Below are 19507 nucleotides of genomic sequence, written 5' to 3'. Positions count from 1 at the left end.
TGAATATTCCGGAGAAAACCAAAGCACCCGAATACGAAGAGGAAGATCGGTATTAAGTTTCTCAGAAACCCGGTTTTTTGAATAATACCTTCGCCAATTGTCTGAAACGCCCACACCCTTTAGGGTGTGGCTACACAAACCAAGCCCACCGACCTGGGCCCAAATCCTTTCCCAGCCCGCGCAGGCGGGCTTTGTTTGTATAGCCGCACCCTTCGAGGGTGCCGGATTTTGGCGCAGGTATTGTGGCAAAAACCGGGTTTCTTAAAGTTGTCAATTTTTGCCCCTAGACTACTAGCACCAATTATTCTTCAGTAATTTCAATGGCTTTGAGAAGTTGTTTGATATCACGTCCTTAAGCAACGGTTGTGTAACTGCTAATAGCTAATCGCTAATGGCTGCTGTCAGGCAATTGGCAATTAGCTATTAGCAATTAGCCATCGATACACTACCGATCTCTCGCGGACATGATATGACTATTTTGGGATGCAATATCTTGCCAGAATGGTAAGGAACTATAACCCTAATGTTTTCTTTAAAATAGATTCGGTGACTGCCCTTACTCCTGATTAAGGCAAAACCAGCATCGAATAACAGGTTTTTTCTGCATCCTGTGCGGTCATTCGCGGTAGTTTAGGCAACTTGCACCTCTAAAGTCATCGTCAAGATTTCTTTGCTCAAAAGCGCTTGTTTTTCCTCAGTGGATAAGGTTTCTAGATAAAGTTCAACAGCTTCCTGAATATTGGCACTCACTTCCTCCAACGAATCTCCTTGAGTTTGACAGCCTTCTAATCCAGGACAATAGGCATAATAGCCATCTTCGTCTTTTTCAATCACGACGTTAACTTTATAAAACATGCTTCGTTGCTCCTGATTTTATTTCATGATTGCGAGGCGCGATCGCTGCCTGTTATTTCAACCATAGCAGTAACGAATTCCTGTGGGTCGGTGGTGCAAGGTATAGAATCAATTTGGGTGCGACACAGAGCGATCGCGCGATCGCCTCTGCTCATAAATCTGGCATACTCCGCACAGCTTGTTCGATTTTGCCTGGTTCTGAACAGTACGCGACTGTAACATCCCGCACGCGACGTGGATGCGGAATCTTTCTATTGTCTAAAAGCAAGTCAAAGCCACGATCGATAGATACAGCTACTTGATTGGTGATTAAATATCGTTCATGAGGCATCTGATTTGTCTTGGTTTCCTCTTTTATGGTTAATTTAAAGTTAGGCAACGATTGCTTAATATCACACTCAAACTTACGGAGTTCTGTAACAAAAGTAGGAACGTTGGCTTTGTTATTCCGGGTATCCAAGCCACTATACACCTCAAAAATGCCGTCTACTCCCCAGCGTGACTTCTGAAGGAAAACGTCGATAATCCACTCTATTGTAAGTTTGTAGTTGTCTGAAATCTGTCCTGGATTGCGTTGATTTGAAACTGAGCGACCGATCCAGCGATCGTAGATTTTTATATGCTTAGCATCTCTAAACAGAGGAATTAGAATTTCCTGCTCGAATTTATCCTGCTTCCATTCACCCTTATTAAGAGTGCGATCGCTCAGTTTAAGGTGAGATTCAAAAAAATCAGATAAGCAATATTCAGCTACATCGACAACTTCGACGCTAGAAACCGCTTTTAACTGTGCTTTGGCGCACTCGATGCAATCCTGACTAGCTAGAATAGCTGCTGGTGAGTAAATTTTAGCTATTCTAATACATTTCTGGCATGGTTTATTCTTGCAGGTAGCCGTAACTTCCTCCTTTAAAGACACTTCAACAAAGCGATTTTTTTTCTTAAGTGACTTCAGAACTACCTCAGCTTTCTTTCTGAACTTTGGAGGCCACTTGGGGATATCTTGAAGCAGAGATGCTCTAATACAGTTTGTATCATCTACAAGCACTACACCATTATTTTCTATATCCTGAAGCAGTCTGATAACCATACTGTAGTCAGCAGCTTGGCTCTCATAATTTGTCCTTAAGACAGATGGCAACAGGATAGTTCGTCCCAACATTTTACTGGAAAATCTCGTTGAAGTCTTCTTCAAAGAATCCACCAGGCCACTCATCAATGAAGTCGCCTTCTTCATCAAGCCTTAAGTGCAAACACTTCGACCCTTCTAAACCTCGATCAACATAAATAACCGATACATCATCTGGATTTAACTCTCCTTTGCGGATTAATTTTTGCAGCCTTAGCATCAGATGTTCGCTATGAGTTTCAATAATAAACTGATTATTTAAAGGAGACTTTATACACTCGGCGAGTAAAGATCCGAGTTCGGCTTGTAAGCGTGGGTGGATATGTATCTCTGGTTGCTCAATCAGCAGAGTTGTGTTGCGTGAAAGCATACTTTGGACAACTATCGGCAGCACTTGGCTGATGCCAAATCCCACATCTAGAAGGCTGACGTTAACACCAGTGTATTTGTCAACTAAGCGCAGGGCAAAAACGTCACTAAGTTCAGATGTTTCTTTGTTAGTGTATGAGGCAACCTTTAGTTCATATCCCAATCCGAAGCGTTCAAGTTGCTCGTTCACCTGTTTAAGAAGCTCAGGATTCCTAAACAGGATATCCGATACCATCTTTCCAGATTTTCCTACTTGTTGGCTTGAGTTACCGCTTAAAACGTAAAGTCTTTCAGGGTACTCCCGCAGGGGGCCAATGTAAATTAAGCTCTCTAGGCAATGTCGAAACATCTCGCTAGCAGATAGGGCGATTTGGGTTAAATTGAGTATGTTACATTGTTCGTATATATCTGAAAAATTCCTGATTTCCGCACCCGCAGCCTGTTCTATATTTTGAGCGATGAACTTAATAGGCAGAAAACTTTTACAAGATAGAATTTGTTCTTTAATTAAATTTGTCAAATCTTCCTTTGCTCGCTCGAATGTATAGTTGTTCTTAAAGCGATCCCAAAGTTTAATTAATGATTCGACTTCAACCAAATCTTTTTCAAAATATTTTTGAACATTATTTTCTATTTCATTTTTGAAGTATTGCTGCCATTTTGATAATTCTTGTGGGAGCCTTGTTTCCCATCCTTGATTGTTTCTATTAAGTTTTAAAGCTTTAAAATTTTTCTTTACAACCTCTTCTGCACGCAAAGAAACCCACCAGTTATACTTGTTCCACCAAAGCTGCCACAAGCTGTGATCGTAGTTTATCCAATCATGCTTTAGTCTTGTCTCCAAAGAAGAAACAGGAGCAATATCCAGATCCAGGCTCTCTCGCCTTTCAGGTTTATAAATAGCAACAGGGTATGAATCATTATTAACGAATAGATCTAGTGAAGAAAAAACTATATTTGATGTCTCCTGATTGTAGCTGAAGGTGACGCGCAACCCTAAAAATGAAATTTGCATCATGTTGTCAGAAACAAGGTTTCCAAATGATTTGGGTGTTTCCTGCTTGCCAACTTCCAGAAGTACCTTGAACGAGAATGCTTTGCTGACATCGTGGCGATGGATAAATTCACGATAGCTACCCAGGTTAACGAGATTACCTTTGGGGAGCAAAAGGGTTTCTGGGTTTTCTGCCTCTTGGAGGGTTTGTTTCAGCAGTATCAGCGATTGCAGTATTGAACTCTTACCTGAAGAGTTTGGCCCATAGATGAGGGTGATGGGTCGAATTGGAATAGTTTCCGGCCCAGGGAATGCTTTGAAATTGGTTAGCTGGTATTCACGCAGCATAGTTTCGTATCCTCCGCAGCCTTGAATCAGCATCGCGAGCCGTTCAAATCAAATTATCTCACACGCGCAGAGGAGGCTTACAGGCTAAAAGGCGATCGCTCCCAAAACAACTACAGTGCGATATGCCGACCGCACGCACTCGCGTTCGCATCCCAAACACCTTAGCCCTCTCCCTCAGTACGATCAAGGTAGTTGACGCCTGCAAGCTGGAAAACTATGACACTTGAGCAACTCGAAGCCGCAATTCTTGCGCTTCCAAAGGACTCTCTAGCAGCATTATTAGCTCGACTTTTGGGATATTTAACTCAAGTTGCTAGTTATAACTATCGTGGGTTGGTAAATGGCTAATCGCTAATTGCTAATTGCTGATGGGAATATTTTTCGGTTCTACCAGCCATTAGCTATTAGCCATTAACCTGTCTTCAGCCCTAAAAAGATAACTAGCAACTTGCGTTATTTAGGACAAACTGGTGAAATTGATCCAGAAGTTGCAAGTATTTGGACCCAGGAAGCTGAACTGCGCGATCGCGCAATCGATAACGATCGAGTTACTGGCATTCCTGCCCAAGAAGTATTTCAGCGATTTCGCGCTTCTATAAATTAATACTCATAATTTTATCAGTATTTTCCTTGACCTGGACGGCGCAGTTTTTTTATGGTTGGCATATCAAATCAACCATTGAATCAAGAGCGATTCACCCGACATGGACATCCCAGAGAGGAAGCTCGATTATTTATTCAACAAAAACATAGCGCCAGACTTCCACAATACTCCACGTGCTGCCCAAAATGCACAGCAAATGAAGCGGTTGGGTTTGTGGGATACTCCAGAAGATAGGGAATTAGTCAGAGAGCATCTTCAGCAAGCGATTCAAACTCGCAACAATGTTGTTGAGCAATTCACCAAGACTTTTATAGATAAGAGTGGGACAATAGGAGAGTCAGAAATTGAGGTTCGGGAGTCGTTTCTTGCGGGTGCGTCGGGAAAATTTGCTAAAGTGAAAAGCTCTTGGGAAGTTATGCCAGATGGTAGTCGTAGATTTGTGAGTGCAGAACTTTACGGCGGATGACGTAAGCATTTGCATATTTAGCGCTATGCTCGGAATATCAACTCGTTGCGCTACACTGCCCTATGAAACTCCGGGAAAAGTTTGATGAACTGGCAATGCTGGAATTGTTTTACGCCGAGCCAGTTATTGCTAATCGGGCCGATGGTTACTGGTGTTATGAAGTCACAGACTCTTCGGGTATCAGCCTTCGGTTTGGTATGGATGTAATTCAGGAGTCAGTTCAGATTGACCTAAAAATTTCCAATTTATCTGTAGTTACCTTGTCTTTTGAAATGGTTGAAGCCATTGAAATTATTGATGCAGACAAAGGAAAGTTTGCTTTTGCAGTAGCGCCTAAAAATCAAGAAATTAAAACTCAGGTACAAGTGGAACTTAGACCACAAATTAAAATCGAGGGAGCTACTCTCAAAAGCAGCTACTAAATAAATGCGTGGGAGTTTCTTAAACCGTTGGGAGTAGAAGCGATCGCTCCTCTGTTCTCTTCCTTCGCGTATAATTCGCTATCGCTTCGCTAACGCGGTTTTATTCAAAGCGATCGCTTCCCCACAACTGCCTTACCATAAAGTAAGTGCGCGATCGCACACTTACCTCACGCCCTATGACAAACTGTTGTTGCTTCTGGAAGCGGCTCTCCCGCTGCTTCGTAGGCGATAATCAGAGACTCTAAAGCTTCAATCCCATTTTTGACTGCCAATTCATAAGTATCGCCATGAGTCCGCCAAGGTTGTCCGGGAAAATCAGGAAAACCCACTAAGAAACAATCATCTTCGTCAGACCATTGAATCACCATTGGATACTTCAGTTTATTCATCTTCTTCGTTCCTTTCAATTTCTTCAATTGCTTTTTTAACGTCTTTTTCTTGATAAGGTTTTGCGTCTGCTCCATCTTTTCCCGAAATCGTCAGCTTGCCAGCATACAGTGGATGTACCCAGTTGGTGTGACTTCCTTTCCCTGGCAGTTCGCTAAAACCAGCTTGACGCAGCATTTGTTTCAGTTCGCGAATTTTTTTGGGCATTACAAGTCATTGCTATGTTACGAGTTTAATTTATTAGCTAACCTTACTCAACAGAAACACGATGTATTGATTCAAGCTTACATTTTCCCGTTCAGCTTGCTGGGCTAAACGACGATGTAGAGATTTAGGCATTCGCAACAGTAGCTTACCGCTATAGGTGACTTCCCCACTGGGTAAAGGAATCTCGTCTCCAGATTCATAAGCCGTTTCAATCCACAACTCTCGTGCTTCATTAATGTTGGCAATTGTTTCATCCAGAGTTTCACCTTGAGTTAAACATCCAGGCAAGTCTTTAATCTGAGCCACATATCCCCCTTCTGCTTCTGGGTAAAGCGTGACTGGATACTGAAGATTCAAATAATATTCCAGCGATCGTTTCTCACTCTGCTGGTTCTTCTGATTCAGTGTCTTCATCGCTCCATTCTTCCAAGTTCAATAGCTCAACGATTTGCTGGACGTAAACTCCTTTAACTTTCTGTCCGCTTTTTTTGGGTACAGTAATTTTTCTACCTCCTGAGTCTCGAAAAATATGATGGCTACCCTTAGACCTTTTTTCTTCAAAGCCAAAAGCTTCCAAAATCTATCGCACTTCCTCAAACCGCACTTCCGGTGGTTGATTGAGGAATTGCTCTATTAATTTTTTTAATTTGCCTATTCTGCAATAGAATCATAGCAACTTTGTATGGGTGCGCTTAGGCGATAGCCCTTGTGTTAGGCATCGCACCAATCAAAAAGTATTGGTAAGAGCGATCGCATTCACCAGAGAACGTGCGATCGCTCTTGTTCGTTACTCCACCCAATAGCGAGTCAAAATCCTCTTCACCTCACCCTTAACAGGTGAAGGTAAAGGCGGACTCCATTCACTCACCTGTGCAAAACGCACTACGTACAGTTGATTAACCACGTTTTCTACCCCTTTAGGAACGCCGCAAGCAAGCAAGCGGATAGGGTGTTTACCCGGTAGATCGAGAATGCTTTCCCGCAACAGTTCCGGAACCGACTTCGGAGTTGATATCATAGAGATTCACCTGAAATATGTGAGTCCAAACCGCTCCGAAAAACCTATACAGATCTTATATCTGTAATAAGTCGGAGCGTGCTTCCCTTCGCGAAAGCTACGATTTTTGAGTCATGACACCTACAAGTGAACGCCAGCTTGTAGCTCTGTCGAAGGTGGTTAAGGAATTAGCGAACGGGTTTATAGCTATAGTGCTGCCTTCCTAACAGAGCTACTTAAATCATTGTCCTTGCAAACATAACTGAGAAATCACGATGGCAGAATATGCCCTGGAGGTCTTGCCCGAAAGAGCAAGACCTCCTCAAAACAATCAGACTTGTACAGATGTGTACAGCTTTTATGACACAGCAGCTACCCCCTACCGTGTCGTGATTGACGTCAGAAACGGTGGGGGTTTGGTTTTTGGTTGCTAATGCAATAGTAGCTTTTTGCGTCAAATACCGCAATAGGAGTATATGAGGTAATATGCTCGGCATGAGAGGATCAAGGTAAACTTGTGGAGATAAACGCAACATCGTGCAATTCTGCTGTGGCTAGACCCCGCGTGACAGTTTATTTTTCCGAAGAGATATACAAGTATCTGGTAGAACGCGCTGACCGAGAGCTAAGGACAGTGGCTAACCTTGTGGAATACCTAGTTGTTCAGTCCGTACAGCAACAGCAAAGCGAAGAACAGAAACGCCAGTATGAGGCAAAAGAATGAATCCAACCGGAGTTGAGCCTCAAGCCTTGCTTTCGCTACCACTGGCTATCCGTGCTGAACTGCCAAACTGTTTGAAATAATTGAGATAAAAAACTTGCCTGCTAAGCACCTCAAGCGCATCACGACCTACGTAGACCCAGAAGTTTACGAGATAATTGCTCATCGAGCCCAAGAAGAAAATCGCACGATTAGTAATATGGCGGCGACAATGCTAGCTCAAGCAGCGTACACCGGAACAGGTAAACATCCTGTGGAACCAGAACAGAAACCCCAGCAGGAGGGGGCATCTTGAATTCAAGGGGGCGATCGCGACTCAGTAGCGATTATTACTGCGTTGTCAGCTACAGAGTTTTACCCTTATAGGGTAGAGCATCAAAAAGTCTATGAAGATCGCATCGATAGACCAAGAACCAATCGACGGCACCGACGAGGTGATGACCAGAGTCGTGATGACTGAAGTTGCCAGTCAATGTATATTGGCGAGGTTGATGATTAAAGCTTTGGGACGACCAGGATTAGATAATGATATGGAGATCGTAGGATCGGGGGAGCAATGGGAAATCCTCTGGACACAACCAAAGCTGACTATAGACGAAACAAGAGAATTAGTGGCTCTGGCGATCGCACCACCCGCTGCTAAAATCCGATCGCATTCCTAAGATTAGAGATAATCATCCAGATCCACCTCAAGCGTGCAGTCAGAAGTCGGTTTTTCTAATATCGTCGTGCGTAAGTCCTGAGATTGTCTGACAATAAAGTAGATCTGAGTTTTGAGTAGGTTGTAAATTTATATCCATGTTGCTGAAGATTTGAAATCAGAGAAATTAATCGTTCTCCCATACTAAATCTCCCTTGATTAAAGCGGAATTTATGCAGCCAACTTGTCGGCGGAAATGGCGGGTTAGCTTTAGTAGAAATATCGATAGGATGAATATACAGCGAGTATATATCTAGACTCTTCAATTGCATTTTCAGAGCGTTTTGAGTGATTTCCCAGGGCATAATTCGCATAGCACCACCTCCAGAAGTAGGCCATTTGAAGATATTAGCTGAAAAATTTGCCAGTTGAAATTCAAAAAAAGCTCGCGATTGAAAAATGTTTTTAGAAATAGCTGTAAACCCTGTTAAGCTTAACGGCTGATGATGCAAGCGTTGAATGCTACTTGAGTCGTATTGAAAACCAAGTTTAATCAGAGTATTTAACCTTTCCATATCCATGCTAAAACAAGGCGCACGGTATCCATATAGAGGTTTACCCAAAATATCTTCGTGTGTTCTCTGACAAAGCTGTAACTCGTTGCTGAATTCACTTATACTCATATTTAATGGTTGATGATGGCTCCAACCGTGAGATGCAAGTTTGTGACCTAGTTTTTGTAGTTCTTGGAATTTAGTCGGATAGGCTTTCAGTACTTCTCCAAGCACGAAAAGCTGTGCATGAATTCCGCGATCGCTTAGAATTTGAATAAATCGGTCTAAGCCATCTAGCATTGAATAGCTGCGATCGCAAGCTTTGTCGCGCAAGTATCCGGTATGATACCAATCTTCAACATCCATTGAAAGCACAGCATACTTATCCGTTAGTTTCGGCGGATTGAAAATTGCTTTTGCTTGTGTTACCTCGTCGCTCAAACAAGCGTTCTCTTCAAAACTTATTGCGTTTTTTGACATAAAACTGCCCCTTTTTTTATCCAAAAATTACTTTATATCAACAAAAACATTCTTTAATATTCTTATTTATAACATTTTTTTTTCAATTAATTTTGTATCCCTGACCATCCTTTGAGCAACTCTGTAAATTCTCGAGCTTCTGCTTTAAAATTAACCAAAAGAAAGGCAGATCATCTACCAGATATCTTTTCCACAATCTTCTGGGTTCTAAAATTAGACGGAATAACCATTCTAATCCTACATTACTCATCCATCTAGGCGATCTACGCAGATTACCCGCTTCAAAATCAAGCGTTCCACCAATCGCCAGAAATATTTTGATGTTCGTGAGTTTTTCTCTATACTTATAAATCCACTTTTCTTGCTTTGGGGCACCAACTCCAATCGCCAGTACCGTCGCCCCGGAACTCTGAATTATTTCAATTATTTGCCAACATTCTGATTCATTTTTCTCAAACCCATAAGAAGGAGAATAAGCGCCTACTACTATTTCTCTTCCTACTTTTTGATTGATTTTTGTTTGAGCCTTTTGAGCGACTCCTGCCCCAGCGCCTAGCAAAAATATCTTGATTTCTTCATTCTGTTTATGGTAGTTATAAAAAGCTGGGAAAAAATCAGAACCAGAAATTTTTTCTGTCAACGGTGTACCTAAGAACCAAGATGAATATAGGAGTATTTGACCATCACAAACTACGTAAGTAGCGGAATTGTACGCTGCGCGGAATTCTCGATCTTCTCGCAGTTTAATTATGTGATCGACGTTGGGTGTAAAAACCATACCGAATTCGAGGTTTTCCAAAAGTTCTGTCATCGATAAATTATCAATCTCCGTGTTGAGAATATTTACTCTTTTCCTCACAAATTGATTCTTCATCAACTTACCTCAAAAGACCTCTTTATTCAAAGATACGGTTTTCGCTTCGGGATGATTTGACAGCATTTTATGATGAGAGAAGCTATTAGTTATGCTTCTCACTGATAATGCTGCCTGACCATTCACGAACTGCCCAAGGTTAAACCTACCCGACGAATCAGTAATAAACCCCGCTTTACTTGCTGCATAAGCGTCCTGTGACTCAGACAAGAGTTAGCACAAGAAACTGTGCCAAACTTGCTACAGGTTACCATTTGGGCGCGAAGTTGTTTGGCTTTATCGCCGTACCAAATATCTCTAGCACTGTGGGTTTTGACATTGCCAATGCTTGGGTAAAACCAGCACATGCTCACGTCACCGTTGGGCATAATATGGTAGTCTCGCAGTCCCACGCGACAAGGGGAAACACCATGTCTTACTATTTTTCCCAGAAAATGATCTGGAAAAGAGCGCAGTTTTTCTTCACTGGTCTCGATCGGCATCCCGTCTTTTTTCATTGCAATTAGCGTCTCAACAGTTTCCCGCAGTGCTGAAATATCAGCTTGATCGCGAATCCAAAGCTCCGTGTCAACTTCCTTTGTCCAAGGGGAAACAGTATGGAACTCAATGGTAGTCGCGCCTACTTGTTGCGACCACTCAACCAATCTTGGCAAATTGCGGAAATTCAGTACGTGAACTGTCGCTTGAATCCGAATTGGGAACTTTAAACCTAGCCGTTCACTCTCTTCTCGTAGAAAACCAATTCCCTGAGTAATCTTATCTAACGAACCGGGTACGCCTCGGACATAGTCGTGAATTTCTGCCTTCGAACCATCGACTGATATATCAATGTTGAGCGGTCGTGCTGCAACTACTTTCTTAGCAGTCTGATGATTGAACGCCGATCCGTTTGTAATCGCACCCCAGTTAATGTCTTCTTTGTAGCAAAATTCGAGCAAGTCCACAAACCCTTTTTTGATGAAAGGTTCGCCGCCAACAAACTGGATTGAGAAAAACCCGATAAATTGCTTCAAGCTCAGCAATGCAGCTTGCCACTGCTCAATTGTCATTTCCTCAACGTACTCTTTTTGCTGCCAAAAGTTACAGTATCGACATTTGTAGTTACAGCGCTCGTTAACCATGCCCTGAATACCCTGGATAGGATGGGGCTTTGTCATGTCATAACCCGTTTTTAAGTACAGCATCTCGGATATGCTGTGAGTCCCGTACTTTGTTGCCGCATTCACCAGCGTTTTTAAATGCATAGGTTATACCCTTTCCTTAAAAAAACAATCAGTATCAATGGCTTTCTATTTCAATAGCAACCGTTTGAGGAACCATCGAGTTAATTGGTTATTGTCCTTTAGAGACAATTAGTCAAGCGAACCTGTCAAAACACTGTCCTCTTTGTCTTCCTACTCGGTTTTCTAGTGGCAAATTAAACCAAATACAGCTTATCGCTTCAGTCTTTGAAGCTTGGTTAACTCCGTAATTTTACTGACCCTGTGTATATTTACTTGATGTAATTGTAGGTTAGCGATCTAAAACAGAGTTGATTTTTTTGATTTTTTAATACAAGTTTATATTAATTTATGAAGCTTTGATGAAGTGTGCATGAAAATTTTGTAAAGGTGGTATTTATCGCTAAAAAATACTTATAGCAATATGTAGTAAAAAGAACAATAGGGTCTTGGAAGATAGAAGGGATTCGGGCCCACGCTAGGCTTGCCGTGGGTAAAAATTACCACATCGCTTTAACAACGCCGCCGGATCTTTCGCGTCGCAATGCTAAGAAGTTGCCAAAATCACCGGCACTGGGTACGCCACGATTGAGCGCAACTGGGGAGCAGATTTTAGCGCTCGCCCCTCCTGGGTGCCGCGCCTCCTCAGACGCGAACACATGCTCAACCGCATCCGCGAGGTGGTAAATCTCTCCCCCGACGACCTGGACGAGTTAGACCTAGATACAATTAATACTCAGATTTTTATGAGTAAAATTTTTGACCTATAGGGAGCAGATTTTTTATTGTTGGCATAACATACCAAAGCAACATCAACAAGTCCTATGAATTCCAATCAAGACCGCTGTTGTAGTAGCAATGGTCATATGTGGGCGATCGCGTTATTTTTACCCGAGGCTAAATATTGCATCATCTCCCGTTTTCGCAATCGGCAAGATGCAGATGATTGTGCGAGATTTTTGCAGCGAACTGTACCCAGTGGGAAATTTGAGGTAATCTTTGTTCCTGGTGAGATACAGATTTAGCGATCGCATGCCAAACACCTTATAACTCACCCTCAGTTACGCTCGGGTTAGTTCACGCTTGCCAGCTGAAAAACTATGACAATTGAACAATTCGAAAGCGCTATGCTCGGAATATAAACTCGTTGCGCCGATCTGTCCTATGAAACTCCGCGAAAAGTTTGATGAACTGGCAATGCTGGAATTGTTTTACGCCGAGCCAATCATTGCTAATCGGGCCGATGGTTACTGGTGTTATGAAGTCACAGACTCTTCGGGTATCAGCCTTCGGTTTGGTATGGATGTAATTCAGGAGTCAGTTCAGATTGACCTAAAAAGTTCTAATTTTGCTCTATTTAGCTTGACTTTTGAAATGGTCGAAGCTCTTGAAATTATTGAGGCAGAAAAGGGAAAGTTGGCTTTTTCAGTAGCACCTAAAAATCAAGAAATTAAAACTAAGGTACAAGTGGAACTTAGACCACATATTAAAATTGAGGGAGCTAGTCTCAGAAGCAGCTACTAAATAAATGGGTGCGAGTTTCTTAACCGGTTGGGAGTAGACGCGATCGCACCTCTGGTCTCTTCCTTCGCGTTCTACCCAACGGGTGCGCCGCAGAAAGCGTCTATCACGTCTTCGCGGTTTTATTCAAAGCGATCGCTCTCAAACCAAAAAGCAAACGATCGGTCATGGGAGCGCTTATAGGATAGCTCGCTCTAACCCCGTGTCAATAGAGCCGGGGTGACCGCAAATTTTTCTGAGGCAAAGGTTCAGGCAACCTTGCGATCAAGCTGCGGATCAACTCAGATTTAGTCATGCCGCGCCTAGCTGCTTCTTCAGCTAGCTGGCACATCTGATATTCAGAAAGCTTAACGTCCAATCTTAAATTTTTCATAATTTTGTCCGGCTAAATGACCCCAGCTATAGTACACTAAAACATAGTGATGGAGGTCAGACGTGCTAGTTCTTGAGTACAAAGTCAAGCGCTTTGCCATATCAGTATAAAGCGATTGATGAAGTAATTCGCACCGTACAATTCGTGCGAAATAAATGCACCCGCTACTGGATGGACGCTCCCAAAGAGGCGAAGCTCAATGGGTTCGCTTTGAATAAGTAATCGACGAAACTAGGGGAAGAATTCTAGTTGGTTAAAGAGTTAAACTCGATGGCAGTGCAAGCATCTGCCGAGGGAGGATGGGCGGCAATTTCTCGGTTTTACGAAAACTGTAAAGCTAAGCAACCGGGCAAGAAAGGATTCCCTCGATTCCAAAAAAATAACCGCAAGAGTTGAATATAAGACCAGTGGATGGTCGCTAAATAAAACTAAGCGGCGGATTACCATTACCGATAAAAAAGGTATTGGTGAGTTAAAACTTTTGGGAAAGTGGGACATTCATACTTACCCGGTTAAATCAATTAAGCGCGTCAGATTAGTGCGACGCGAGTCGTGGTTACTACTGTCAATTTGTCGTTGATGTTGAATGTTTTGAGGAGGTTCAACCAACTGACAAAGCAATTGGTTTGGATGTGGGATTGGAGGTGGGACTCGTTGTGTCGAAATGGGCTAAAAATCCTAGAACAGCCCAAGGATGACAGGCAAGGATAAAAGAGAGTTCACAAAAACTCATCTGAACCTTGACAACTGAATGACCATGTAGGTGAGAGAAAGTATCCTAGAAACCTCAAATCCTACCCCACAGATGCAGTGGTGAAAGCATCATCCCAAAGGTAGCGAATAGTCATCAATCCGTAAAGCGGGATGAAAAGGTGTAAGTACTGGAAGCCTAATCCAGTAAGCATCGAGCAAAGTACCCATGAGTAAAGCAACAGCTGGAAGACAGGTCCGAATCGTCGTTACGGCAAACCAGCGAATTGACACTCCCCGGTCTTTTGACACGGGGATTCTGTACTCGACCTCGAAACTTGCTCAACCAGGGTTTCCCCAAGTAGAGTAGAGGTTTCAAGTCCGGAGCGCGTTACTTCGGGACTGCCCATCCCTAGCTTGCTTTTGCTCGATTTAAAATATTTATCGCCGCGTTTTCGTCTCTATCACACCTGCATCCGCATTTACAAATATGCGTGCGAGTTGATAGAGATTTTTTGACAACAGTACCACAATTACTACACTTTTGGCTTGTATAGTGTGGTTTGACAGCAACAGCTTTTCTGTCAAATTTGCCAGCATTATACTCAATCCATTGTCTAAATTGTGACCATCCAGCATCACTAATTGATTTAGCTAGACAGTGGTTCTTGACCATATTGCGAACAACCAAGTCTTCATAGGCCACGCTTGTCGTTAGACTTGCATACGTTACGCGCCAGTCTCTTGGCGTGTTCATTCCGCTGCCTAGTTACTCTTAGGTGTTTCTTAGCAAATCTCCGCCTTGCTTTGCGGCGTCCGTTTTTACCTTTTTCCTTCTTGTAGATGCGACGTTGAGCGTGTTTAATTGACTGCTCAGCCTTTCTCAAAAAGCGCGGATTTTCTTCTCGGTATCCATTGGAATCAGTGTAGAAAAACTCAAGCCCTACATCCAACCCGATTAAATTTCCGGTTGGCTCTAGTTGCTCTTTAGCTTCAATGTCAATAGCAAATTGACAATAGTAGCCACGACTCGCGACGCACCAACCTGACCCGTTTAATTGACTTGACTGGGTAAGTATGAATGTCCCACTTGCCCAACAGCTTTAACTCGCCAATACCTTTTTTGTCGGTAATGGTAATCCGTCGCCTGGTTGGATGCAGCTTCCATCCGCTGGTCTTATACTCAACCCTTGCCGTTATCTTTCTGGAAGCGCGGAAATCCTTTTTTACCCGGTTTTTTGGCCTTGCAATTATCATAGAACCTGGAAATTGCCAACCATCCACGCTCAGCAGCAGCTTGCACCGCCATTGAGTTTAGGTCTTTAACAAACGAGAATTCGTTGCGTAGTTCTGTCGAGTACTTATTTAGAGCAAAACCATTGATTTTAGCTTCTTTGGGTGCATCCATCCAGTAACGAATGCACTTGTTCCTGACAAATTGAGTTTTCCGAATAGCCTCCTCAATTGCCTGATATTGAATCGCACGTGCTTTAACTTTGTACTCTAAGACCAGCATTGAATCGACCTCTCAATGTTTTATGTCTATTCTACTATATGTATTGACGTGTGTCAGGACAGTTAATGAGAAATCTTAAACTCGAAGTTAGATTAACTCAATACGAGATGTTGCAATTAGAACAGGAGGATCTTAGGCGAAATATGACTAAATCAGAATTGATTCGTAGCTTGATAGCTCGCTTCAGAGATCGATTAATCCAGAAAGATTCGCCAGACTAAAGTCTCGCGCGGTTACCCCGGTCTTTTGACGCGGGGTTAGAGCGAACTATCCTATAAGGCTTAATGCGCTGGAGCCAAAAAGGCAAAGGATAGGGAGTTGGCAAGACTCGAGTTGACCAACATGCATTTCCCATAAACCCGGCGAAAAGTGTCACTCTAAACGTACGTAGTATGGTCATTCGGAACGAGATAACCTCTCGCTGCTCTGGTGGTGGTCGATTCCCTGAGTAGGTGCTAACCGTATGCTACGGGCAGGAAAGATTGAGTCAGAAGCGAAAGCTCTGGGTAATACCAGAGATATGCAGACAGACTCACGGTGATTTGTCAGATAGAGTCTCAAGTAGCGAGTACAAATGTCTAAAACGAGTTTAAAGACTACGGTGGAATCGAACCAGATGAACTGGCGAAAGCTAGAGCGTAAGGTTTATAAGCTGCAAAAGAGAATCTACCCTTGCCTCTCAACGTGGTGATGTGAAAGCTTTACGCAGACTCCACTCATACGTTGATGAAATCTTGGTCAGCAAGGGCATTAGCGGTTCGTAGAATATCCCAGGATAACCAAGGGAAAAAGACGGCTGGTGTGGATGGGATAAAAAGCCTGACCCCAAAGCAACTTCTTGCCCTAATAGGTTCTATAAAACTGGGTTCTAAGGTCAGCCCAACCAGGCGAGTATGGATTCCTAAACCTGGGACGGAAGAGAAGCGACCTTGAGGGATACCTACCATCAAAGACCGCGCATTGCAGGCGCTTGTCAAACTAGCACTAGAGCCAGAATGGGAAGCGAAATTTGAACCTAACACATACGGGTTTAGACCAGGAAGGTCATGTCAAGATGCGATAAAAGCAATATTTAATAGACCTCTCCAAAAACTGTCAAAGCCTCTCTAATATTGGTTTTTGACTGCCTGCCCGGGGGGCAGGCAGTCAAAAACCAACGGTTACATAGGGCTTTGACAGTGTTGCAGTCAAAATAGAGCAGATTTTTTCGGTGATATTATTTCAGATTTGCTAACAACTTTTAGAGATTTTAACTATTTAAAACTCTCGCTTTTATCCGCCATCTGAGCAATCCGCATACGACCAGAATTACTGGTTCATAAGTTGCGGAATTTAATCGAAATCTTTCGGCGGCTATCCGAAAGGTTTTCACCAGCCTAATTAGATGCTCTACCACCACTCTTTTTTTCGCCTTCTTTTGATTTTCCTGTTTTTGTGCGATTGTGATTCCTTTACTTCTAGTTTTCTTATGAGGTGTATCAATTGCTGGTTCTCCCACATAGGCTTTATCTCCTTGAAACTTCTGAGTCTCACTTAACTGTGTCCGTCGGGAACGCCAAATTTTTATATCCCTGGTTGCCCCTGGTTTTCCTACTACTACATCAACTATCTCTTTGCCTGTAGGCATCACTATTACTTGGTTTTTAAATGTATGCTTTTTCTTTTTACATGAGTAATACTTCTTTGGATCTTGATACGACTTTGGTCTTTCACGGGGCTGCTCACAGCTATCTACTATTAACTCAAACTTGCTTAATAGTTCTTCAACCCATTCCCATTCTGAGGCGGTTTTTTTGACTTGTTCTACTAGGGACGCTGGCAGCAGTTCTCTTAATATTCCCAGCCAGTAGTGAAATATATAATGGGCTGCTGATTCACTTACTCCAAATTGAACTCCTAACATTTGGAATGTTGGTAAGTGATGCAGATATACTAGCGTCAGGAGAATCTGATCTTGTCGGCTTAACTTTGCCTGCCGACCCCCTCCAGCTTTGATTATTCTAGTTTTTTTCTCTTCTAGTGCAACTTGTTTCTGATTGTGTAATCTTTCTGCTTGACTGATTAACTCCATTAGTTGTTCGTAATCTAGTCCCACTAACCTTTGGGCTTCCCATGGGTGCTTTTCTATAAATTCTCTCATTCGGCTCATTTTTGGCGAGGTAAAACTATATTTTACCTTAAGCGATCGCCGGAGCATTTGTTTGTTGGAGAGGTCTAATGCAATTCAAAGTAAAGCTAAATATGTGCTGGACGCCGATATTGCAAAATGCTTTGACCGCATTGACCACGAAGCACTGCTCAACAAGCTAAACACATTCCCAACCATCCGAAGACAAATTCGAGCTTGGTTAAAAGCGGGAGTAATGGATAATATGCAGTACTTCGAGACATCCCTTGGTACACCCCAAGGTGGGGTCATTTCCCCACTATTGGCAAACATTGCCCGACACGGGATGGAATGGCGGATAAAAGACTACGTGGAAACCTGCGACCTGAAAAGGTCAGATGGAAGATATCAACTTCCAAAAAGGGATAAACGTGATGCAGTCCAAATAATACGCTATGCCGACGACTTTGTAATTCTCCACAAAGACTTAACCGTAGTCCAAGGATGTAGGGAGATAATCTCTGAATGGTTACTAGACATAGGCTGGGAATTGAAGCCAAGTAAAACTCGATTAGCGCACACTCTTAACAAACATGAAAGTGAGAAACCAGGATTCGACTTCTTGGGATATCACATTCAACAATTTCATGTTGTCAAATACACAACAGGAAAAAACAACAGAAAGCATTAGGTTTCAAAACCATCATCACCCCAAGCCAAGAAAAGTGCAGACACTACGAACATATAAAAGAGATAGTAATAGCCCATAAAGGAACCTGACAAAAGAGGCTGATAGATAAACTAAACCCTATGATTAGAGGATGGGCAAATTACTACTCAATGGTCAGTAGTAAAGGGGCATTTTCAAAAATGGATGCCCAAATCTACACCAGACTTGAATCTTGGGCAAAACACCGCCATAGAAACAAAGGCAAAATGTGGCGCCAAAAATACTGGAAAACAATTGGCGGTGATAACTGGGTCTTCGCAACCAGGGATGGGAAAAATCTTATCCGGTTACTTAAACATAGAGCCACCAAAATCTTTGACTATGTGAAAGTTACTGGCGTTGCGTCACTATAGGACCCAAAGGTTTACTGGAGTACAAGAATGGGCAAAAATCCCCAGATGCCAAAGCGAACAGCATCGTTGCTAAAACAGCAAAAAGGGAAATGCGCCTACTGCGGACAATACTTCAAAGATGGAGATGTAATCGAGCTAGACCATATCATCCCTAAATCGAAAGGTGGAAAGGATAAATACAAAAATTGGCAACTAATTCACCGACACTGCCACGATACAAAAACTGCCACAGATAGCAGTAGCGGCACAAAATATGGTGGCAACAGTACCGAGCCTAAGTCTGCCTCGAAAAAACCAAAACCTCTGACAAAAAACCAAATTGATGATAATGAGGTATGGAGGAAAGGGGTAAAAGGAGAGCCCATGACACCAGAGCAAAGAAAACGCTTCGATATGCTCACATACTAAGAGGAATGGACGAAGAGGTATGTCTGACAAACACCGTATCACTGAGGAGCCGTGTGAAGGGAAACTGTGCGCCGTGGTACGCGCTGATGGAATTGCCAACCCAGTTGGCTGGAGTTCAGGGCAACTGACTCCCAGGTGAACAACTAACCTAAACTCGCCCATAGCGAGGGGAAAAGAGCATGTTCGTAAAGCAAAGGGTAATAGAAGACGTGTATATTACAGCTGACGGGGTGACAACCCCGTCAAAAGCCAGAGCGATCGCTTTCTTGAGGCAACTCGCGGTAAAAAAAGATGGGGTCATTCTTGTCAACAAGCCCCATCAGTTGAAAATGTTTCCTCAATTTTACCAAATTCATCGGCAACAGCAACTAAAAAACACCGAAGATCTGACTCTAAAAGTTTTGATATATCTGTTGCAATCTCAAAAACAAGTTAGCATTACCTTGGGGCGACCTTAATGCCTTACCCAATTCAGTTTGAGAGCCGTCGCCGCAGTTTGCCAAGATTTCTCAAATTATCTTGCCTTGATATAGAAACTCTGT

Annotated in this window: 26 protein-coding genes and 5 pseudogenes; 14 read left to right on the top strand and 17 right to left on the bottom strand. The window is 42.8% G+C overall.

What is annotated here, in order from left to right; all coding sequences use genetic code 11:
* The 6 genes and pseudogenes from MiSe_RS39725 to MiSe_RS39705 all read right to left on the bottom strand — a co-directional run.
* On the bottom strand, positions 1-249 hold a 249-nt coding region (locus tag MiSe_RS39725), incomplete at its 3' end, for a hypothetical protein (protein ID WP_226591125.1).
* A 174-nt stretch (positions 250-423) separates the two neighbouring features.
* A pseudogene (locus MiSe_RS54210) lies at positions 424-638 on the bottom strand (type II toxin-antitoxin system HicA family toxin).
* Positions 631-855: a type II toxin-antitoxin system HicB family antitoxin gene (locus MiSe_RS39715; RefSeq protein WP_226591123.1), complete on the bottom strand. Its 225-nt coding sequence runs from the start codon at positions 853-855 to the stop codon at positions 631-633. The pseudogene MiSe_RS54210 and the gene MiSe_RS39715 overlap by 8 nt, the downstream one beginning before the upstream one ends.
* A 23-nt stretch (positions 856-878) precedes the next feature.
* Positions 879-1010, bottom strand: coding sequence for a hypothetical protein (locus MiSe_RS51520; RefSeq protein WP_264196857.1), 132 nt, complete (start codon positions 1008-1010; stop codon positions 879-881).
* Positions 1007-2050 carry a hypothetical protein gene (locus tag MiSe_RS39710; protein WP_226591120.1) on the bottom strand — a complete coding sequence of 348 codons (1044 nt, stop codon included), beginning with the start codon at positions 2048-2050 and terminating at the stop codon, positions 1007-1009. The genes MiSe_RS51520 and MiSe_RS39710 overlap by 4 nt, the downstream gene beginning before the upstream one ends.
* Positions 2019-3728 (bottom strand): AAA family ATPase, encoded by a 1710-nt coding sequence (locus MiSe_RS39705; protein ID WP_226591118.1) that lies wholly within the window; start codon positions 3726-3728, stop codon positions 2019-2021. The genes MiSe_RS39710 and MiSe_RS39705 overlap by 32 nt, the downstream gene beginning before the upstream one ends.
* A 183-nt stretch (positions 3729-3911) precedes the next feature.
* Here MiSe_RS39705 and MiSe_RS51515 point away from each other — a divergent pair, with 183 nt between their 5' ends.
* The 4 genes from MiSe_RS51515 to MiSe_RS39690 all read left to right on the top strand — a co-directional run bounded on the left by MiSe_RS51515 (position 3912) and on the right by MiSe_RS39690 (position 5187).
* Entirely contained in the window at positions 3912-4043 is a 132-nt protein-coding gene (locus MiSe_RS51515) for a hypothetical protein (protein ID WP_264196856.1), read from the top strand.
* Between the two features lie 100 nt (positions 4044-4143).
* Complete coding sequence (locus tag MiSe_RS39700) at positions 4144-4299, top strand: addiction module protein (RefSeq protein WP_226591116.1); 156 nt, start codon at positions 4144-4146, stop codon at positions 4297-4299.
* Positions 4300-4399: 100 nt separating this feature from the next.
* The gene (locus MiSe_RS39695) at positions 4400-4765 is read left to right on the top strand and encodes a hypothetical protein (RefSeq protein WP_226591113.1); all 366 of its coding nucleotides are present in this window, start codon (positions 4400-4402) and stop codon (positions 4763-4765) included.
* Positions 4766-4827: 62 nt separating this feature from the next.
* A complete protein-coding gene (locus tag MiSe_RS39690) occupies positions 4828-5187 on the top strand; it encodes a hypothetical protein (RefSeq protein ID WP_226591111.1) in 360 nt (119 codons plus the stop codon).
* Positions 5188-5354: 167 nt separating this feature from the next.
* Here MiSe_RS39690 and MiSe_RS39685 read toward each other — a convergent pair whose 3' ends face one another.
* The 5 genes from MiSe_RS39685 to MiSe_RS39665 form a co-directional block, all read right to left on the bottom strand.
* On the bottom strand, positions 5355-5576 hold the full coding sequence (locus MiSe_RS39685) for a type II toxin-antitoxin system HicB family antitoxin (RefSeq protein ID WP_226591109.1): 222 nt from the start codon (positions 5574-5576) through the stop codon (positions 5355-5357).
* On the bottom strand, positions 5569-5781 hold the full coding sequence (locus tag MiSe_RS39680; RefSeq protein WP_226591108.1) for a type II toxin-antitoxin system HicA family toxin: 213 nt from the start codon (positions 5779-5781) through the stop codon (positions 5569-5571). Before MiSe_RS39680 ends, MiSe_RS39685 begins: the two co-directional genes overlap by 8 nt.
* Before the next feature lie 33 nt (positions 5782-5814).
* Positions 5815-6195 carry a type II toxin-antitoxin system HicB family antitoxin gene (locus MiSe_RS39675; RefSeq protein WP_226591106.1) on the bottom strand — a complete coding sequence of 127 codons (381 nt, stop codon included), beginning with the start codon at positions 6193-6195 and terminating at the stop codon, positions 5815-5817.
* Complete coding sequence (locus MiSe_RS39670; protein ID WP_226591104.1) at positions 6161-6358, bottom strand: type II toxin-antitoxin system HicA family toxin; 198 nt, start codon at positions 6356-6358, stop codon at positions 6161-6163. Before MiSe_RS39670 ends, MiSe_RS39675 begins: the two co-directional genes overlap by 35 nt.
* 210 nt (positions 6359-6568) lie before the next feature.
* Complete coding sequence (locus MiSe_RS39665; protein ID WP_226591102.1) at positions 6569-6799, bottom strand: hypothetical protein; 231 nt, start codon at positions 6797-6799, stop codon at positions 6569-6571.
* Positions 6800-7295: 496 nt separating this feature from the next.
* On the opposite strand from MiSe_RS39665, the gene MiSe_RS39660 reads away from it, so the two are divergent.
* The 3 genes from MiSe_RS39660 to MiSe_RS39650 all read left to right on the top strand — a co-directional run bounded on the left by MiSe_RS39660 (position 7296) and on the right by MiSe_RS39650 (position 8161).
* Positions 7296-7502: a ribbon-helix-helix domain-containing protein gene (locus MiSe_RS39660; protein ID WP_226591100.1), complete on the top strand. Its 207-nt coding sequence runs from the start codon at positions 7296-7298 to the stop codon at positions 7500-7502.
* 94 nt (positions 7503-7596) lie between these two features.
* Entirely contained in the window at positions 7597-7794 is a 198-nt protein-coding gene (locus MiSe_RS39655; RefSeq protein ID WP_226591098.1) for a ribbon-helix-helix domain-containing protein, read from the top strand.
* A 91-nt stretch (positions 7795-7885) separates the two neighbouring features.
* A complete protein-coding gene (locus MiSe_RS39650; RefSeq protein ID WP_226591094.1) occupies positions 7886-8161 on the top strand; it encodes a hypothetical protein in 276 nt (91 codons plus the stop codon).
* 55 nt (positions 8162-8216) lie between these two features.
* On the opposite strand, the gene MiSe_RS39645 is transcribed toward MiSe_RS39650, so the two are convergent.
* The 3 genes from MiSe_RS39645 to MiSe_RS39635 all read right to left on the bottom strand — a co-directional run bounded on the left by MiSe_RS39645 (position 8217) and on the right by MiSe_RS39635 (position 11291).
* Positions 8217-9173: a polysaccharide deacetylase family protein gene (locus tag MiSe_RS39645; protein ID WP_226591091.1), complete on the bottom strand. Its 957-nt coding sequence runs from the start codon at positions 9171-9173 to the stop codon at positions 8217-8219.
* Between the two features lie 82 nt (positions 9174-9255).
* Positions 9256-10047, bottom strand: a complete 792-nt coding sequence (locus tag MiSe_RS39640; protein WP_226591089.1) for a WecB/TagA/CpsF family glycosyltransferase — start codon at positions 10045-10047, stop codon at positions 9256-9258.
* Between the two features lie 122 nt (positions 10048-10169).
* Positions 10170-11291, bottom strand: coding sequence for a radical SAM protein (locus tag MiSe_RS39635; RefSeq protein ID WP_226591086.1), 1122 nt, complete (start codon positions 11289-11291; stop codon positions 10170-10172).
* 608 nt (positions 11292-11899) lie between these two features.
* Here MiSe_RS39635 and MiSe_RS39630 point away from each other — a divergent pair.
* From MiSe_RS39630 to MiSe_RS39620, 3 genes are all read left to right on the top strand, one after another.
* Positions 11900-12037 (top strand): hypothetical protein, encoded by a 138-nt coding sequence (locus tag MiSe_RS39630; RefSeq protein ID WP_226591084.1) that lies wholly within the window; start codon positions 11900-11902, stop codon positions 12035-12037.
* Positions 12038-12091: 54 nt separating this feature from the next.
* Complete coding sequence (locus tag MiSe_RS39625; protein ID WP_226591081.1) at positions 12092-12292, top strand: hypothetical protein; 201 nt, start codon at positions 12092-12094, stop codon at positions 12290-12292.
* A gap of 139 nt (positions 12293-12431) precedes the next feature.
* Entirely contained in the window at positions 12432-12791 is a 360-nt protein-coding gene (locus MiSe_RS39620; protein ID WP_226591078.1) for a hypothetical protein, read from the top strand.
* Positions 12792-12993: 202 nt separating this feature from the next.
* Here MiSe_RS39620 and MiSe_RS39615 read toward each other — a convergent pair whose 3' ends face one another.
* A complete protein-coding gene (locus tag MiSe_RS39615) occupies positions 12994-13161 on the bottom strand; it encodes a ribbon-helix-helix protein, CopG family (protein ID WP_226591077.1) in 168 nt (55 codons plus the stop codon).
* A 62-nt stretch (positions 13162-13223) separates the two neighbouring features.
* On the opposite strand from MiSe_RS39615, the pseudogene MiSe_RS54205 reads away from it, so the two are divergent.
* Positions 13224-13805, top strand: a pseudogene (locus tag MiSe_RS54205) (RNA-guided endonuclease InsQ/TnpB family protein); the annotation flags it as partial.
* Positions 13806-14120: 315 nt separating this feature from the next.
* Here the strand turns inward: MiSe_RS54205 and MiSe_RS39600 are convergent.
* Positions 14121-15367, bottom strand: a pseudogene (locus MiSe_RS39600) (RNA-guided endonuclease InsQ/TnpB family protein).
* A gap of 574 nt (positions 15368-15941) precedes the next feature.
* Here MiSe_RS39600 and MiSe_RS39595 point away from each other — a divergent pair.
* A pseudogene (locus tag MiSe_RS39595) lies at positions 15942-16444 on the top strand (reverse transcriptase N-terminal domain-containing protein); the annotation flags it as partial.
* Positions 16445-16616: 172 nt separating this feature from the next.
* On the opposite strand, the gene MiSe_RS39590 reads toward MiSe_RS39595, so the two are convergent.
* Positions 16617-17507 carry a transposase family protein gene (locus tag MiSe_RS39590; protein WP_226591069.1) on the bottom strand — a complete coding sequence of 297 codons (891 nt, stop codon included), beginning with the start codon at positions 17505-17507 and terminating at the stop codon, positions 16617-16619.
* 76 nt (positions 17508-17583) lie between these two features.
* Between MiSe_RS39590 and MiSe_RS54200 the strand changes: the two are divergent.
* Both MiSe_RS54200 and MiSe_RS39580 read left to right on the top strand, forming a co-directional pair.
* Positions 17584-18965: pseudogene (locus MiSe_RS54200) on the top strand (group II intron reverse transcriptase); the annotation flags it as partial.
* Between the two features lie 179 nt (positions 18966-19144).
* Entirely contained in the window at positions 19145-19423 is a 279-nt protein-coding gene (locus tag MiSe_RS39580) for a hypothetical protein (protein WP_226591066.1), read from the top strand.
* Positions 19424-19507: the final 84 nt, after the last annotated feature.

Origin of the sequence: Microseira wollei NIES-4236 (genome assembly GCF_020521235.1) — a bacterium.
GTDB lineage: Bacteria > Cyanobacteriota > Cyanobacteriia > Cyanobacteriales > Aerosakkonemataceae > Microseira > Microseira wollei.
This window is presented reverse-complemented; position numbering and strand designations above follow the sequence as displayed.